The following is a 14,811-nucleotide window of genomic DNA, read 5'->3' as shown; positions in this document are numbered from 1 at the left end:
CTCACCAACCGACTAAAAAAGATGTACGGTTTGATATACAAACATATACGGATAGAGGACCAACAATTAAATATGAAAATGGATAAAATGCTTAGGAATAATCAATAGTGAGAATAGGTTCTTTTCTAATTAACTTCCTATTTTATTTTTGGGATCAGTAATAAAAATAATTAATTTAAGGACTAGATTTGCAGGTAGATTTAAAGGCTTCAATAGTAGTAAAGCCATGCCCTGAGTTACATTAAAACCTTTGTTTTTCAATCTGCTTAACTCTCTAAATATCTACAAATAAATTCAAAGTTTTCGTAGTCCATAGTTATTGTTTTAAATCTATCTGTTTCTATTTTTCTATTACCAAAATTCTGCAATTCAACTTTAATAGATGGATGTTTTATTGAGTAAGAGGGAGTAAAGCCAATACGCTTAGCACGTTTATGCAAATCCTTTTTCAGTCGAGGATCGCAGCCACAAAATAAAATAGTTGGTCTAGAAGAATTCCCAATTGAAGCTTCAGTAATTCTTTGTTCTAAATCGGATGCAATATTTTCGAGAACTTTCATTCAATTAACTAGGTAGTTGATGTGTAGGCGGTGCATGAAACTGTCTTTTCTTTCTTTTTGATCTCTTATAAACCGCAAAAAATCCTAAAAATACTAAAGGAATGAGCAAACTTTCTACAAATACAGGGAAATTAATCATAGAAGTTATAAATATATACATTCATATAGTGCGATATAAACGCAAAAAAAGCCAAAATAACACTTCTATGATTGACAGTAGATCTAAGGATAAGAAGAAAAAGATTGCTGATGTTTACTTGAAAAAGTTATTAAACCAAAAAATACCCATGTGACGCTTCGCCTTTGCCCTTTTCAACTTCATGGGAACCCTTTTCCACTCTCTATACCACTGGCGATCATCAAGCCATCTAATTAGAGGCCAATTAATGAGTATGGATACAATCAGAACTGCATAAGCAGAAAATCTTCCTGAATTAATAACGAATAGAAGAGTCGGAGGTGCAGACATAATTATGGCTGTAAGACAAGCTCTTCTAGGGGACATCTTTGTTCTCATAAATAGATCTTATCAATTTTTAGTGCTTATCCCTTTATTTAAAGTCAATTCTTGAGTGCCTTTCATACAGTCTCCCGTTGGATAGCTGATAACCTTTTTTGAAATTGCACCAATACCAATAGCTATTAAACCAATACCCAATATTGCTTTTGATCTTTTACTTGAAAGCAGAGATTTCATTGTAATTAATGTTTGTTTTTATCATAGGAATTATTTGGATTATTTTGTATATTTCATAATCATTTTGAGCGATATCACTCGGCAAGGTTATGCAAGGTATAGCAGAATCTTGCTCAAAGCTCGCTCAGTCTCATTAATCTAAAATGTAACCAATAAAAAAGACAGGCTGGGAAACCTGTCTATAACTTGGATTCTAAGAGTCGGGGAGACAGGATTCGAACCTGCGACCTAGTGCTCCCAAAGCACTAACACGCAATTAGTGAGACTCTGTGATCTCAGCTATAACTTTAATCATAGACTGCATAAGACTGCACGAGACTGCACACTTTTGCCTAAGTAAGGTTATATTTCTACGGATTTGCGTAGAATAAAAGAGGAGCACTCGGACGCTTTTTGGCAGAAACTAACTCTTGGGAAAAAGTATTTAGAAGAGCAATTAAAGTCTCTGTTGGAACTGGTTGGACAGTTCAACCAGATAGGGGGAATATTCGTGTTTTATATGGAACAAAAGCAACAGGATTCCTATCAATTAACCTCCCATACAAATGGCAGGAAGATCAATGGGTTGAGGCTTTGAAACTGATAGAAACTGCTGCTGGCACTTATGAAAACTACAAATCCAATATTTCTTTAAAGGCTGCTTTTGATATCTCTCAGAAAACATCATCTAAATTTGAGCTGAATTGGGATAAGGCTCTTGAAAATTACAGAAACTCTAATAAACACACTATCCAAGAAAATACGTGGAAAAGGAAGCATCTTCCTGTAATTAAAGCCATTTTATTTTACGTAAACAGATCAAAGGCAAGACCTCAAAATGGTAAAAGATTATGGGATAAAGTCAGTAATGAATATCAACATGGTAAAAATTTAGAAAAAAAAGGATGGCCTAAAGGGACAACCATGCGAAGACATATGAGATTAGCTTTTAATAGATTTTTAAATTGGTGCGTTGAGAGAGAAGACTTTCCATCATATTGGAGACCTCCAGTTTTTAATAAATCTGAAGAAGAGGTAACCACAGAAAAGAGAGTTGGGTATCCATTAACAGATTCCCAGATAGGAAGATTGATTGATTCTTTTGCGGATAATGAGTATGCAGCAAAATGGCAATTCGCAACTCAGCTTTGTGCCGTATATGGATTGAGGCCTGAAGAACTTAGATATTTAGTTCTCAAAAATAATAAAAAAGAACTTTGGACTACTTATAAGAAATCGAATTCAAAGATAAATGGAAGAAGGTTATTTCCTTTGTTTGTTTTAGATATAGATGGAAACCCTTTTGATTGGTGCCTTACCTTGCATCAAAGATATGCTGCTGGAGAACTTCTTCCCCAAATATCAAAAGGACAAGGTGCAGATAGGTTAGGGAAACAGTTAAGAGATAGAAGTCCTAAGAATGTTTGGTTGTCAATTTGCAAGGAAGCTGAAATTGAAGGGCAAGAATGTACACCTTATTCTTTCAGGCATAGATACGCTTATGTTGCTCATAATAGGATCAATAAAAATGGAACTTATAGATCACCAAAGCAAATAGCTGATGCAATGGGACATGATCTGGAAACACATTTGAAAAGCTATTCAAGATTCAATACAAAAGAGTTGGAGAATGCTTTTGATTTTGTTGAAGAAAGATTAGAAACAATAGTAGAAAAAAAAAGTGAAAATTAAAATCTTTTATAATTTATGATTTTTCTGAATCATCAATCAAATCAAAGTTCTGAGGTATATACAAGAATATTTTATTGCTTATTTCTTTTATTTTTCCTTTAAGTCCATAAACACCTCCATAAACCATATCGATAAATCTTTGTTGATCTTTATTTGTAATAGAGGATGTATCACAGAGAATAAGGATATTTTGATTAATAAGTTCCATGATTTTTCCGAATTCATTTGAAAATATTTAAATGAGATTTAAAGCTGCTTTAAACTAAATAATCTATAAAAAAAGAGTAGAAATATTTTTTATTATGCATCCAAGCAAAGTAATCAAAGATCCAAAAATTAATGATACTTATTACGATCCAGATGTTGATAAGCTTTATCAATACGTAAAAATTGGTGACTTTCCGCCAGAATGGGTAGTGACAAATATAGATGAAGATGACGACTATTATTATGCTTCGATGGGATATTAGTTTTAATATCTATTATTAAATTCAATAAATTTGTCTCTTTAAAATTATGTGTGAGGAAGATTAAAGAGACAATCTAAATTTAGATAAAAGGGTTTAAGGGAAAATTAAAAAGGAAATAAGATTTAATGAAAAAAATAATAATTCAATGTAAATTAATTATGAAATAATTACATCAAATAAATTTGATTATATAAAATTAATTTGTTGGGTTTTCAAATGACTATTAAAGATCATAAAAGTTTGCAGGGCTCAAAGATTCTTCTTGTAGAGGATGATAAGAGTATTAGGCTGACAGTTAGTGAATCATTGAAAAGCGAAGGTTTTGAAGTTTTAACTTTTAAAGACGGTTTAAGTGCTTCAGATTTTATTGGCGAAAATACTAAAAATGATGTTGACCTTATAATTCTCGATTTAATGTTACCAGGGTTAAATGGATTAGAGTTATGCAGAAAAATAAGAAATGAAGAAAATTATACGCCCATATTAATTTTGAGTGCCAAAGATAATGAGTCAGACCGGGTTCTTGGATTAGAGGTTGGTGCTGATGATTATTTAACAAAACCTTTTGGTTTAAATGAATTAATTGCCAGATCAAGAGCATTAATAAGAAGATCTAAACGTAATAAAAAATATATAGAAAAAACGCAATCTATCATCGAGTTTAATCATATAAAAATGTTTTTAGAAGAATGCAGAGTAACTTCTTTTGATAGGGAAATAACTTTATCTCCAAAAGAATTTAAATTATTAGAGTTATTTATGAAAAGTCCAAAAAGAGTATGGTCAAGGGATTTAATTCTGGAAAAAATATGGGAATTTGACTTTATTGGTGATACTAAAACAGTAGATGTTCATGTTAGATGGCTTAGAGAGAAATTAGAAGAAGATCCCTCAGCGCCAAAACTTCTGAAAACTGTAAGAGGTTTTGGATATAAGTTTGGATGAGAATGAAAACACTACAACAGGTATTAACTTTCTTTTATGAGAAATGGAAAACCAAGGTTAAAGGATTTTCAAAAAATAATAAAAATATTGAATTAACTAAAAATAAGAACCAACAAATTTTTGATTTTCCATTTGATAAAGTTAAACCACAGCAACTTTTATCTTGGTTAGATTATTCATCTCAAGGATGGATTATTTTGTCATCTGATCTAACAATAAAATTTATCAATCAGAAAGGTTTATCTCTCATTAAGTTTATTAAATATAAGGATGTTATTGGAAAAGCAATTAATGATATTAATGAGCTTGAAGTACTAAGAAATAAGATTTTATATTCAAGAAAAAAAGATTTCCCAATCAGCCTAGATTGCACTATTTCGGGGGAACCCATTTCTGTAAATATTGTTAGAGCAAGGAAAAAAAATTATTTAATATTGTTGGAGAGTAAATTATCAATTGAATCCATAAAAAAAAGACAGAATCAATTAATCAACGATGTGTCTCATGAACTGAAAACACCTCTTACATCTCTTATTTTGATAGGCGAAAGACTGGAATCAGTAGTATCAAAGAAAGATAGATATCTCGTTAAAAGACTTAAGAAAGAATCTAAAAGATTAAGAAAAATGGTTGAAGAAACTTTAGAACTTTCTAAGCTAGAAAGTAGCGAGGCTTTTAATAAAAATAAAAAAATATCTATTTCAGATTTAGTGATGGAATCTTGGCAAACCTTAAAACCACTTGCAGAAAAAAAAGATATAAAAATAAATCTACTGATACCAACAAAATATTTTATATCTGCAGATATTGAAAATTTAAAAAGAGCTTTTATAAATATTTTGGATAATGCTATTCGTTATTCCCCAGCTAATGAAGAAATTCAAATTGAAATTTTTAAAAGAGATAGCTCGGTTGTTATGAGAGTTAGGGATAAAGGTATTGGATTAGAAGAAAATGAATTTAATGATATTTTTTCTCGTTTTTATAGAGGTGATCCATCAAGGACTAAATTCAAGAAAAGTGGAAGTGGTTTAGGTCTTTCAATAACAAAAAAAATAATCAATAACAATAAAGGTTTTATAAAGGCTTTTAATCATAAGGATGGTGGAGCAATTTTTGAAACTATCTTTCCATGTCTCGATAAAGATTTATAGGATGGTAAGAAAAAAAGGGCTCCATTATGGAGCCCAATATTTTTATTCTTCTAGCGATTTTGTTAAAAGTTAGAAAGAAAATGATACGAATGCACCAGCTCCAGTTGTGTCATCAGTACCACTTACCGTCTCAGCAATGTATACAAAAGGAGTAATACTCATGCCGTCATTTAATGGATATTCGTAAGAAAGATCATATGCATAAATTTCTTCAGCATCATCTACGATTGGTCCATTTGTTCCAGCATTAAGACTTAGAGTACCTTCACCTACTTCTGTACTAATACCAATAGCCCATTGTGATTTATTATCACCAGTTTTTGGGTCAGTTAGTTCAATACCGCCACTAATGGTTGCAGGCAACTCTTCAGGACTATAATAGCCAACTAGACCAGTATAAGTCGCTGTTTCTTTGTCAGAATAAGCGACTGTAAAACCATAGTTGTCTCTCTCGTAACCAAGAGCAATACCATAGTAATCAGCACCCTCTTCAGTAAATATACCTTTAGTAGTTTCACCATCGTTTGCAGATGTACCCAGGCCGATTTCCCATCCATCTCCAAATCCTCTTGAAGTACTAAATGAAATATCACCACCTAAATCAACAGAGTTTCCAGCACCACAATCTCCTAAATTATCAACCATGTTGTTCATTGAACAAGCATTAGGCCAAGTCTTAGATGCATCCATTGATTCACCAACTGCAACCTTCCATTCACCTAGTGGGAAAGTGTAGTTAACGTCAGAGACCTTAAGGGTGTCATCGTTACCCGAACCCCAGTCTAAACCAACCTTATCAGCACCCACACCAACACCTGTTGCATTGCCAGTTTCAATTTCGATGTTTAATTTATCTTCACCTGTGAAACTAGTATTTAGGTCTACTTCATAGAAGTATTCCATCATAACTTTATCGTTGGCAGGAGTTGCAGAATCAGTTGCACCTATTAAGAACCCTACTGAACCACTCATAGTAGTGGTTTCAGAAAAACTACCAGCTTCTATTGTATTTACACGAGCTTCAAGGCCGTCCACTCTTCCTTTCATAATTGCCAACTCAGAACCAAGCTCATCACTTAACCTGTCTATTGCAGCTCCGTTCATTAAGCCTTCACCACCTACAATTAGATTATTTAATTCAGCAGCAGCTTCTAAACGAGAGACTGAATTTCCATTGAATTTTGGACTATTTGTAAGATCCTTTAATGAATCGTAAGCCCAATCTCCTGGGAATAAAGTATCTGATTTAAAATCGCCTAAAGATACTAAATCATTAGAATTTGAATAATCACTAAGATCTGTTGAATTGATCTCAGCTGCGTTTATTGCGAAACCTGATGCCAAAGAAATTAAGGCAGGAGCAGCAATTAATTTTTGAAAAAGTTTCATGAACCTCAACACGTAAAAATGGATATAAATCCATATTTATGAGAACGGATTAAGGTTAAGAAACGGGTAAGAAATAAAGTCAAAAAGAAAGATTTAAATAGACCTTAAACTACCCTTAAATTAAATAAAAAAATGTCTATATATTTCGATAATTTTTTTTCCAAAAGTTAAAAATTAACACATATTTATTTTTATATATTTTAAAACCCATACGAAAAAAGCTCTAATCAAGATTTAGTTTAAGAGAGGGTTAAGAACTAATTAATTAAAAGATAAACTTTTAATTTAGAGAGTATTTGTGTTCAAATTAAGTGCTATAAAGATGTTGTCTTTCGTTAATTCATGAAATCAATGAACATAGCTAAGAAAGCTTTGGTCTTTACTTCTGTAGTTGCCATTGCTGCTGGTACAAGTGTTCCTGGTACAAGTGTTTCTGCTAGAACAAGATTAAGTGGTGCTGGAGCATCATTTCCTGCCAAAATCTATACTCGATGGTTTTTTGATCTAGCAAAATCTGGCGGCCCAAGAGTTAATTATCAAGCTGTTGGTTCTGGTTCTGGAAGAAAAGCATTTATTGATCAGACTGTAAACTTTGGTGCTTCTGATGATCCCATGAAAGATAAAGATATAGCAAAAGTTACCAGAGGATTAGTACAGATACCTATGGTTGGTGGAACTATTGCATTTGGTTATAACTACGACTGCAATTTAAAACTGTCCCAAGAGAAAGCAGTACAAGTTGCTATGGGAATGATTAAAGATTGGAAAGAATTAGGTTGTAAACCAGGGAAATTGACTTGGACTCATCGTTCTGATGGATCAGGTACAACAAAAGCTTTCACAAACTCTATGGAAGCGTTTTCAAAAACCTGGACATTAGGGACAGGTAAGTCTGTGAAATGGCCGGCAGGTGTTGGTGCAAAAGGTAATTCTGGTGTCGCTGGAGTTATACAAAACACTCCTGGTGCAATTGGTTATGTTAACCAGTCTTATATAAAAGGTAATGTTAAGGCCGCTGCACTCCAAAATCTTTCTGGAGAATATGTAAAGCCTACAGTTGAAGCAGGAGCAAAAGCTCTTAATGGTATTACTTTAGATGAAAATCTTGCTGGTAAGAACCCTAATCCAACGGCAAAAGGAGCGTACCCTATCGCTTCATTGACATGGATACTCGCCTATGAAGAAGGTAATGGTAGAAACACTAAAGCTATCAAACAAGCCTTTAATACATTGTTAAGTGATGAGTATCAAGATAAAGCTCCATCACTTGGATTTGTTCCTTTGAAAGGCGATATTCTTGAGAAATCAAGAGCTGCTGTAAAAAGAATCGGTAAATAAACCGTAAGACAATACTTAAAAGGAGGAATTTATTTCCTCCTTTTTTTATGCAAACAAATATTTTGACAAGCCTAATATTAAAGAAAAAAGAATAAGTATGTATGTTGGAACTATTTTTAAAAAAGATAATAGTGTGGAGATTAAAACTATAAAAATAGAGCTAATTAAAAAGTATTTTGATGAAAAACTATCTTCAATTAAATTAAAGCCAGAAAAAATAACTGCTCCTGGAATTGTATTGATTACTCCTTCGATAAAATAATTAACAGATTTAATTCTGTTTTTTATGAAGCCTTTCCCAAAAACAAAAATCAAAATAAAACTTGGTAAAAATATTGCAAACGTTGATATTAATGAATACTTTAAAGCCTCATTAATACCTCCAATTGAAAAACCTGCTTTATATCCAATAAAACTTGTAGTTAATAAGACAGGACCAGGTGTTATCTGGCCAATCATTATGCCATCAATAAATTCATCATTTGTTAACCATCCTTGCGAGATAACATAATCACTCATTAGAGGAATAATTACTAATCCGCCTCCAAATATAAAAAGTCCCGATTTCAAGAAGAAAAAAAACAGATTAAGATAATTTATTAAAAACTTTGAGTTTAAAGAATCCTTCAAAAAATTATAGAACTTAAAAATATCTAAAAAGAGTGTACTACTCAAAAATGAGGTTGTTGAAAATATAGATAAAGGGACCAAGCTATAAAAAATATCTTTGAATTTCTTTAAAAATATATTTATCAATCCTGCAATAGTAAGTATTGTAATTAGTGGAAATTGAATACTATTATATTTGGCAAATATAAGTAGAAATAATATTGAGCTAGAGAATAATATTCGATCAAACTTTAATCTTTTTTTTAATAGAACTAATGAGAATGAAAAAATTATTCCTGCAATAATAGGAGGATTAAAATAAATTAAATCACTTAGAAATTTTGATCCAGAATAAATTTGCCAAAAAAAGCTAAGAACTAATACCGAAATGAATCCTGGGATAATGAAACATATACCGGATATCAATCCACCAAGATAACCATTAATTTTAAGACCTATATATATTGCTAATTGAGTGGATATTGGCCCTGGAAGCAATTGACATAAACCAATACCTTTTTCAAAAGATTGGGTAGAGATTAGTTTTTTATTATTTATAAGTTCATCTTCGAATAAAGAAATATGAGCATATGGTCCTCCAAAACTGAAAATACCAATTTTTAGAAAAATTTTTGCAAGTTCAATTAAGGATATTTTTGCCATTTAAATACTCTAATTTCTAAAAATTAGTTTTTATGGTGATGATAAGCTTTGTTTGATTGATGGTAATTTAAGACTCGAAATCCAAGATAATAATATTAGAAGTGATGAAAAATAAAGACAATATTGAAGACCAATACTCGGATTTCTCCCAATCATAAATAGTAAGCCAGATAGTAATGTTCCAACTAGTCTTCCAGCAGCATTTGCCATGTAATAGAAGCCAACATTTAAACTGACTTTTTCATTATCAGAGTAGGCCAAAATCATATAAGAATGTGTGGAGGAATTCATTGCAAAAACAAATCCAAAAATAGTAAGTCCTAAAATTATTGCTATCGATGGAGAACTTTCTCTCCATAATGCGACTCCTATCAAAGATGGTATGACCATTAATACGGCACTCCAAAATTGGATAGCTTTACGATCTGGACTTTCTTTCTGGCCCCACATCTTTCTAATTGCTGGAGCCGAAGCCTGAACAATTCCATAACCTATTACCCAGGCCCCAAGAAATAATCCTATTTCCATGTAGTCCCAACCAAATGCCATATCTAGGAATACTGGAAGAGCTACAACAAACCAAACATCTCTTGCTCCAAAAAGAAAGAATCTTGCTGCTGAAAGAATATTTATTGCATTTGATTTTGAAAAAAGATCATTAAAAGCTGGTTTGGTTTTCATCTTACCAATTTCTCTAGGCAAAATTAATGTCAATAAAAAGGCTATGCAGAGTCCAAAACCCATAATTCCTACAGCATTATTGAATCCAAATAACTTATATAAAAGTCCACCCAAGAAGAACCCAACTCCCTTAAGAGCATTTTTAGATCCAGTTAAAATAGCAACCCATTTAAAAAGTTGTTTTTGGCCAGTATCATTGCCATTACTTGTTTCTGGAACAACTGTCTTAACAGCACTTTTAGCACTCATTTTGTTTAAATCTTTTGCTATCCCACTGACTGCTTGAGCAACCATAACGTATACGACACTAAATATTACTGGCCAATCCTCCTTAACTGGAATAAGCATGAAAAGAGCAATGATTTGAAGGATAGTCCCAATCCATAAAGTAAGCCTTAAACCATATCTTGCTCCTATCCAACCACCATATAAATTAGTAATTATTCCAAAAAACTCATAAAAAAGGAAAAGTAAAGCAATTTGTAGAGTTGTGTAACCTAGCTCATGAAAGTGACCAACAACTAATAATCTTAATGCGCCGTCAGTAAGCGTGAACGCCCAATAGTTAGCTGTTACAACACTATATTGTTGAATATTAGATAACTTCATAAAGACATAAATTAAATATCTTTTTTGATTACGTATTCAGTAAGATCTGCAAGTCTGCAGCTGTAACCCCACTCGTTGTCATACCAAGCGTATATCTTTAATAAATTTGAATTAACAACCATCGTCGATAAACTATCAACTATTGAACTTCTAGAGTCATTTACATAATCTGCAGAAACTAAAGGTCTTTCTTCGTAGCCAAGAATTCCTTTTAAATAAGTTTCTGAAGCTTCCTTAAGTGCCATATTTACTTGTTCAGTTTTCACTTCTTTATTTAATTCAAAAACTGCATCTGTTAAAGAACCATTAAGTAGAGGAACTCTGACTGCATGTCCATTTAATTTTCCTTTTAATTCTGGAAAGATCTCAGCGATAGCTTTAGCAGACCCAGTGGTAGTAGGTATTAAACTTTGCATACATCCTCTTGCTCTCCTCAAATCACTTTTATAAAAATCTACAGGAACTTGAGTGTTCGTGACATCGTGAATAGTTGTAATAGCACCATGTTTAATTGAAAAATTTTCATTAATTACCTTTACTATCGGAGCTAAACAATTTGTAGTGCAGGATGCTGCAGTTACTAATTTATGTTTGGAAGGGTCATAAAGACTTTGATTTATGCCATAAACAACATTAAGTGATTCAGCTCCTGCAACAATTCCCTTAACTGGACAAGCTACTATTACTCTTTTCATCCCTAGAGATTCAAAATAGGGATTTAGTTTTTCTGGCTTTTTATTCTTTCCTGTACATTCCAAAATAATATCTACAGAAGATTTTTCCCAAGGAACATCAAGGTAATTTTTAAAAGATGTGTAAGCTAATTTCTTTCCATCAATTATTATTTCTTTTTCTTTAACCTTTATATCTTTAACCCATCTGCCATGGACTGAATCAAATTCGAGTAGATGTGCAGCAGCATTCGAATCTCCTGCTATCTCATTTAAGTGAGTTATTTCTATATCAGCTCTATCCCATAATGCTCTGAAAACTAATCTGCCAATTCTTCCAAAACCATTAATTCCAATTTTCATAACTTTGAAATTTTCTATTGAAATTATACATCAAAATAATTTGATGTATCAAGATGTTTTGATTAATGAAATCTTTTTTATTTAAGCTATATTTAGGAAAATCTAATTAATTTAAAATTGTTAAAAGATATTAGCAAAGTAAAAAAAGAAAATATATCTAAGTTGATGGTTTCATTTTCTGATCCTTTTAGGCTAGAAATAATTGACCTAATGATGGATGGAGAAGTTTGTGTTTGCGATATTATGAAATTAACTAAGTTATCTCAATCAAGAATTTCATATCACATAAAAATTTTGAAGGAAGCTGGTCTTATCTCTGATAGACAAGAAGGTAGATGGGTCTACTACAGCCTAAATAAAGAGTCTCTCTTTTTGATCAAGGAATGGATAACTTCTTTGACAGATCATTCCTCGCATAGAAAACGTTCCTGCGAATAAGTTATACGTTAGATTTTATTAATTAACTTCTGATTCCCTGTCATAAGTCATTCCTGATTGTTCCATCCACTCAGCTTTAGTCTTGCAATGAGAAAGCAATCTTTAACAGGCAAGAATCAAAAAGATTTAACTCAGATTTTTCACATAAAAGGCTTAAAGGTTTTACTTTAAAACCGAAAGTATATGTACTAACTTTTGCTTCATTGATGATAACTTGTATGTTTATCCCCACAATTTTTACATCAAGAAATTTAGTTAATGTAAATCAAATAAATGATTATCTGACTTTAAGTATTATTGATGATTTTTAAATAAAATGAAACGCTTACTACTTGCACCGCATGATAATATTATTTCTTCTATATTGAATATTTTCTCTAATTTTATTGGCTAAAGTTGGACGATTTGGTGGCTCTAATATTAAATAAACTCTTCCTGATTTTTCTAAAAAAACATAGTCTTCTAATAAATCTCTTTTAAGAAGTCGATAGATTGTTTTGGTGGATTTATAACCTAATTTTTTGGCTGCATAGCTAATAGTAAAGGCTTCAATTTCGAATGATTTTGGTTTCATCTTACAAAATTTACATTTGGTGAGATTCACTGCTATGCAATTATTCTAGTCCATTTATATGAGTAAGAGATTGTAAAAGTGTGTCTAATTTTTTAACCCTTCACCTAGTAGATTTTTGGGGTCCGAAATTACCCACCCGCTTACTCTAGAAAGGACCCAAAAGATAATAGTATCAGTTCCTTTTTTCATAAATAATTTCGAAAATTTTTTATTAAAGGTGCCTAATGTGTCTATACATCTTATGTATCTGAAGTGTCCAATGTCTTGTAAGGATCAGACCGTTTAGTCACCTAAGACATCTAGTCAGTTAAGACAGTTGTTGGTGATATTTTAAAAACTACGCATCTACCTTTATCAGTTCTTCTGGTTTCACTAATTAATAAACCCTTTCGTTCTAATGCCCTTAATGACCTAAGAGCAGACCTATCACCAATCCTTAAAGCATTTTTAATATCACCAGAAGTTACTTCTTGAGGTCTTCTATCTTTTACCTCTTCAAATACCTCAGCTTGACTGTCTTGTAATCTTGCGATTTTCTCTTTTTCCTTCTGCTTTTCTATAACATCAGTTGCATTTCCCTCCGTTTCAAAACCATATTGAGTTTGCAAAATTATTGCCTCTAAAGACATTCCTCTACCTTCAGTTTCAAGAAGTATTCTTTTATCCTGACGATTTTCGTCTCTATTAAACCATTTTAAATTTATAACTTGAGATACTGCAGCGGGAAGAGCAGTTGAACCCCTTGAAGCCATCACAGCACCAGACCCTAAACTTTTTTTGCCACTGTGGTGAATGACAATTGTAGTTACTCCAAAAGGAGCGACAACCTCTTGAAGATCTCCAATAGGTCCAGCAAAACTTGCGTCAGCTTCTTTAACTCCAAGAGGTGCAACAACTTTTGAGTAACTATCTATCAACAATAAACACCCTTCATGCTTACTAACCAACTCTCCAATACGAGACAATCCAGAGTCATCAAGATGTAATGATTCGTTTTGAGTAAATAAGCCAACTATTGGATTTAATAATTTCCATTTATCTTTTCCTATTCGTTCTGCGAGTCCAAATCTATTTAGAAGTGGTAACCACCTTGACCTAGGCATGTCAGTCCCCACAATAAAAACTGGAGGACACTTTCCGATGAACTTTTTGCCCAAATAGGAATCTTCAACGCCTCGACTCCATTTGCCAATCAAGTCAATAACTAAAGTAGTTTTTCCAACTTTAGGAGAAGCAATAAGAAGGTTTGTATCTGATTTCATTATTAAATCCTCGACTAGCCAAACCTCTTGTGGTGCATTTATTTCCATGTCTGGAGCAAGCATTGTTACAAGTCCTTTAGATCGTTTACGACCTTCCCAAATCTTTGCTCTGATTTCACTATCTCTGAGATTTAAGCCAAGATTTTTTGCTTTATCCCTTAAGTAAACTATTCTGTCTTTTGATTGAATTTCACAATCACTTTTAAAAAAGGTATCTACTTCATCGTCAAATGAAATTAACCTTTCAGTAATTGTTTTTGCTTCCCTTTTCTTATATTTAGTTTGCCTATTAGCTGGCTTTTGAATACTTGTTCTTTTATAAGTTTTATACAAAGTGCCAAAAGGACTAATGGCGTATTCGTCTGAGCCGAATTTTTTAGTTTTTTCTTTAGCTATTATTTTTTGTGTTTCTGGATCTTTTTTGTTGTTACTCATTACTTAACCTCCCTTGAAACAAGGTCTTTAAGCATTTTTTTGCTATATCGAGTTCCTTTCTTCTTTTCTTGTCCTTCCTTTGTATGCAGGAGTAGGGCTTCTCTACATTTTTCTAAGTTGTAAATACATTTCCCTTTTTCTTGTCCATTACCTATCCGATAAAAACAAGTTCCTGCTTCAAATACATTGGAAGCTTTAAGTTTATAGATAGTACGTTCTGAACAATATAGTTGCTCTGCTAAATCCTCTAAAGGAAGCCAAGTTGATAACGCCATGATCTGA

The 14,811-nt window shown here is 32.3% G+C and carries 17 protein-coding genes; 6 read left to right on the top strand and 11 right to left on the bottom strand.

Annotated elements, in window-relative coordinates:
• Positions 1 to 266: 266 nt before the first annotated feature.
• From HA146_RS06165 to HA146_RS06155, 3 genes are all read right to left on the bottom strand, one after another.
• A complete protein-coding gene (locus tag HA146_RS06165; protein ID WP_011376707.1) occupies positions 267 to 560 on the bottom strand; it encodes a hypothetical protein in 294 nt (97 codons plus the stop codon).
• A 253-nt stretch (positions 561 to 813) separates the two neighbouring features.
• Positions 814 to 1,077 carry a hypothetical protein gene (locus HA146_RS06160; protein ID WP_245211323.1) on the bottom strand — a complete coding sequence of 88 codons (264 nt, stop codon included), beginning with the start codon at positions 1,075 to 1,077 and terminating at the stop codon, positions 814 to 816.
• A 12-nt stretch (positions 1,078 to 1,089) separates the two neighbouring features.
• Entirely contained in the window at positions 1,090 to 1,257 is a 168-nt protein-coding gene (locus HA146_RS06155) for a hypothetical protein (RefSeq protein ID WP_209108696.1), read from the bottom strand.
• A 393-nt stretch (positions 1,258 to 1,650) separates the two neighbouring features.
• Here HA146_RS06155 and HA146_RS06150 point away from each other — a divergent pair, with 393 nt between their 5' ends.
• Positions 1,651 to 2,928: an integrase gene (locus tag HA146_RS06150; RefSeq protein ID WP_209108695.1), complete on the top strand. Its 1,278-nt coding sequence runs from the start codon at positions 1,651 to 1,653 to the stop codon at positions 2,926 to 2,928.
• Positions 2,929 to 2,941: 13 nt separating this feature from the next.
• Here HA146_RS06150 and HA146_RS06145 read toward each other — a convergent pair whose 3' ends face one another.
• Positions 2,942 to 3,163 carry a cell division protein SepF gene (locus HA146_RS06145; protein ID WP_348535281.1) on the bottom strand — a complete coding sequence of 74 codons (222 nt, stop codon included), beginning with the start codon at positions 3,161 to 3,163 and terminating at the stop codon, positions 2,942 to 2,944.
• Between the two features lie 67 nt (positions 3,164 to 3,230).
• Between HA146_RS06145 and HA146_RS06140 the strand changes: the two genes are divergently transcribed.
• The 3 genes from HA146_RS06140 to HA146_RS06130 all read left to right on the top strand — a co-directional run bounded on the left by HA146_RS06140 (position 3,231) and on the right by HA146_RS06130 (position 5,497).
• Positions 3,231 to 3,398 (top strand): hypothetical protein, encoded by a 168-nt coding sequence (locus HA146_RS06140; RefSeq protein ID WP_157806745.1) that lies wholly within the window; start codon positions 3,231 to 3,233, stop codon positions 3,396 to 3,398.
• A 216-nt stretch (positions 3,399 to 3,614) separates the two neighbouring features.
• A complete protein-coding gene (locus HA146_RS06135) occupies positions 3,615 to 4,343 on the top strand; it encodes a response regulator transcription factor (protein ID WP_209108693.1) in 729 nt (242 codons plus the stop codon).
• A gap of 2 nt (positions 4,344 to 4,345) precedes the next feature.
• Positions 4,346 to 5,497: a sensor histidine kinase gene (locus HA146_RS06130; RefSeq protein WP_233125831.1), complete on the top strand. Its 1,152-nt coding sequence runs from the start codon at positions 4,346 to 4,348 to the stop codon at positions 5,495 to 5,497.
• A 69-nt stretch (positions 5,498 to 5,566) separates the two neighbouring features.
• On the opposite strand, the gene HA146_RS06125 is transcribed toward HA146_RS06130, so the two are convergent.
• Complete coding sequence (locus tag HA146_RS06125; protein WP_209108692.1) at positions 5,567 to 6,886, bottom strand: carbohydrate porin; 1,320 nt, start codon at positions 6,884 to 6,886, stop codon at positions 5,567 to 5,569.
• Positions 6,887 to 7,237: 351 nt separating this feature from the next.
• Between HA146_RS06125 and pstS the strand changes: the two genes are divergently transcribed.
• Entirely contained in the window at positions 7,238 to 8,224 is a 987-nt protein-coding gene (pstS, locus tag HA146_RS06120; RefSeq protein ID WP_209108702.1) for a phosphate ABC transporter substrate-binding protein PstS, read from the top strand.
• A 45-nt stretch (positions 8,225 to 8,269) separates the two neighbouring features.
• Here pstS and chrA read toward each other — a convergent pair whose 3' ends face one another.
• From chrA to HA146_RS06105, 3 genes are read right to left on the bottom strand one after another with little or no spacing between them, the layout of a single operon-like run.
• Positions 8,270 to 9,496, bottom strand: coding sequence for a chromate efflux transporter (chrA, locus tag HA146_RS06115; RefSeq protein ID WP_209108691.1), 1,227 nt, complete (start codon positions 9,494 to 9,496; stop codon positions 8,270 to 8,272).
• A gap of 30 nt (positions 9,497 to 9,526) precedes the next feature.
• The gene (gene arsJ, locus HA146_RS06110; RefSeq protein ID WP_209108690.1) at positions 9,527 to 10,786 is read right to left on the bottom strand and encodes an organoarsenical effux MFS transporter ArsJ; all 1,260 of its coding nucleotides are present in this window, start codon (positions 10,784 to 10,786) and stop codon (positions 9,527 to 9,529) included.
• 11 nt (positions 10,787 to 10,797) lie between these two features.
• Positions 10,798 to 11,820, bottom strand: a complete 1,023-nt coding sequence (locus tag HA146_RS06105) for an ArsJ-associated glyceraldehyde-3-phosphate dehydrogenase (protein WP_209108689.1) — start codon at positions 11,818 to 11,820, stop codon at positions 10,798 to 10,800.
• 165 nt (positions 11,821 to 11,985) lie between these two features.
• On the opposite strand from HA146_RS06105, the gene HA146_RS06100 reads away from it, so the two are divergent.
• Positions 11,986 to 12,258, top strand: a complete 273-nt coding sequence (locus HA146_RS06100; RefSeq protein ID WP_209108688.1) for an ArsR/SmtB family transcription factor — start codon at positions 11,986 to 11,988, stop codon at positions 12,256 to 12,258.
• 328 nt (positions 12,259 to 12,586) lie between these two features.
• On the opposite strand, the gene HA146_RS06095 is transcribed toward HA146_RS06100, so the two are convergent.
• The 3 genes from HA146_RS06095 to HA146_RS06085 form a co-directional block, all read right to left on the bottom strand.
• The gene (locus HA146_RS06095) at positions 12,587 to 12,832 is read right to left on the bottom strand and encodes a hypothetical protein (RefSeq protein ID WP_209108687.1); all 246 of its coding nucleotides are present in this window, start codon (positions 12,830 to 12,832) and stop codon (positions 12,587 to 12,589) included.
• A gap of 299 nt (positions 12,833 to 13,131) precedes the next feature.
• Positions 13,132 to 14,529: an AAA family ATPase gene (locus HA146_RS06090; protein WP_209108686.1), complete on the bottom strand. Its 1,398-nt coding sequence runs from the start codon at positions 14,527 to 14,529 to the stop codon at positions 13,132 to 13,134.
• A complete protein-coding gene (locus tag HA146_RS06085; protein WP_042850604.1) occupies positions 14,529 to 14,804 on the bottom strand; it encodes a hypothetical protein in 276 nt (91 codons plus the stop codon). The genes HA146_RS06090 and HA146_RS06085 overlap by 1 nt, the downstream gene beginning before the upstream one ends.
• Positions 14,805 to 14,811: the final 7 nt, after the last annotated feature.

Source organism: Prochlorococcus marinus CUG1416 (assembly GCF_017695965.1).
In the GTDB taxonomy this organism is placed as follows: domain Bacteria; phylum Cyanobacteriota; class Cyanobacteriia; order PCC-6307; family Cyanobiaceae; genus Prochlorococcus_A.
The sequence above is the reverse complement of the archived record's forward strand: the minus strand, read 5'-3'. Positions and strand labels throughout refer to the sequence as shown.

Coding starts and splice junctions, on each gene's coding strand:
- HA146_RS06165 (WP_011376707.1), bottom strand. CDS start 560: ATGAAAGTTCTCGAAAATATTGCATCCGATTTAGAACAAAGAATTACT.
- HA146_RS06160 (WP_245211323.1), bottom strand. CDS start 1,077: ATGAGAACAAAGATGTCCCCTAGAAGAGCTTGTCTTACAGCCATAATT.
- HA146_RS06155 (WP_209108696.1), bottom strand. CDS start 1,257: ATGAAATCTCTGCTTTCAAGTAAAAGATCAAAAGCAATATTGGGTATT.
- HA146_RS06140 (WP_157806745.1), top strand. CDS start 3,231: ATGCATCCAAGCAAAGTAATCAAAGATCCAAAAATTAATGATACTTAT.
- HA146_RS06135 (WP_209108693.1), top strand. CDS start 3,615: ATGACTATTAAAGATCATAAAAGTTTGCAGGGCTCAAAGATTCTTCTT.
- HA146_RS06130 (WP_233125831.1), top strand. CDS start 4,346: ATGAAAACACTACAACAGGTATTAACTTTCTTTTATGAGAAATGGAAA.
- HA146_RS06125 (WP_209108692.1), bottom strand. CDS start 6,886: ATGAAACTTTTTCAAAAATTAATTGCTGCTCCTGCCTTAATTTCTTTG.
- pstS (WP_209108702.1), top strand. CDS start 7,238: ATGAACATAGCTAAGAAAGCTTTGGTCTTTACTTCTGTAGTTGCCATT.
- chrA (WP_209108691.1), bottom strand. CDS start 9,496: ATGGCAAAAATATCCTTAATTGAACTTGCAAAAATTTTTCTAAAAATT.
- arsJ (WP_209108690.1), bottom strand. CDS start 10,786: ATGAAGTTATCTAATATTCAACAATATAGTGTTGTAACAGCTAACTAT.
- HA146_RS06105 (WP_209108689.1), bottom strand. CDS start 11,820: ATGAAAATTGGAATTAATGGTTTTGGAAGAATTGGCAGATTAGTTTTC.
- HA146_RS06100 (WP_209108688.1), top strand. CDS start 11,986: ATGGTTTCATTTTCTGATCCTTTTAGGCTAGAAATAATTGACCTAATG.
- HA146_RS06095 (WP_209108687.1), bottom strand. CDS start 12,832: ATGAAACCAAAATCATTCGAAATTGAAGCCTTTACTATTAGCTATGCA.
- HA146_RS06090 (WP_209108686.1), bottom strand. CDS start 14,529: ATGAGTAACAACAAAAAAGATCCAGAAACACAAAAAATAATAGCTAAA.
- HA146_RS06085 (WP_042850604.1), bottom strand. CDS start 14,804: ATGGCGTTATCAACTTGGCTTCCTTTAGAGGATTTAGCAGAGCAACTA.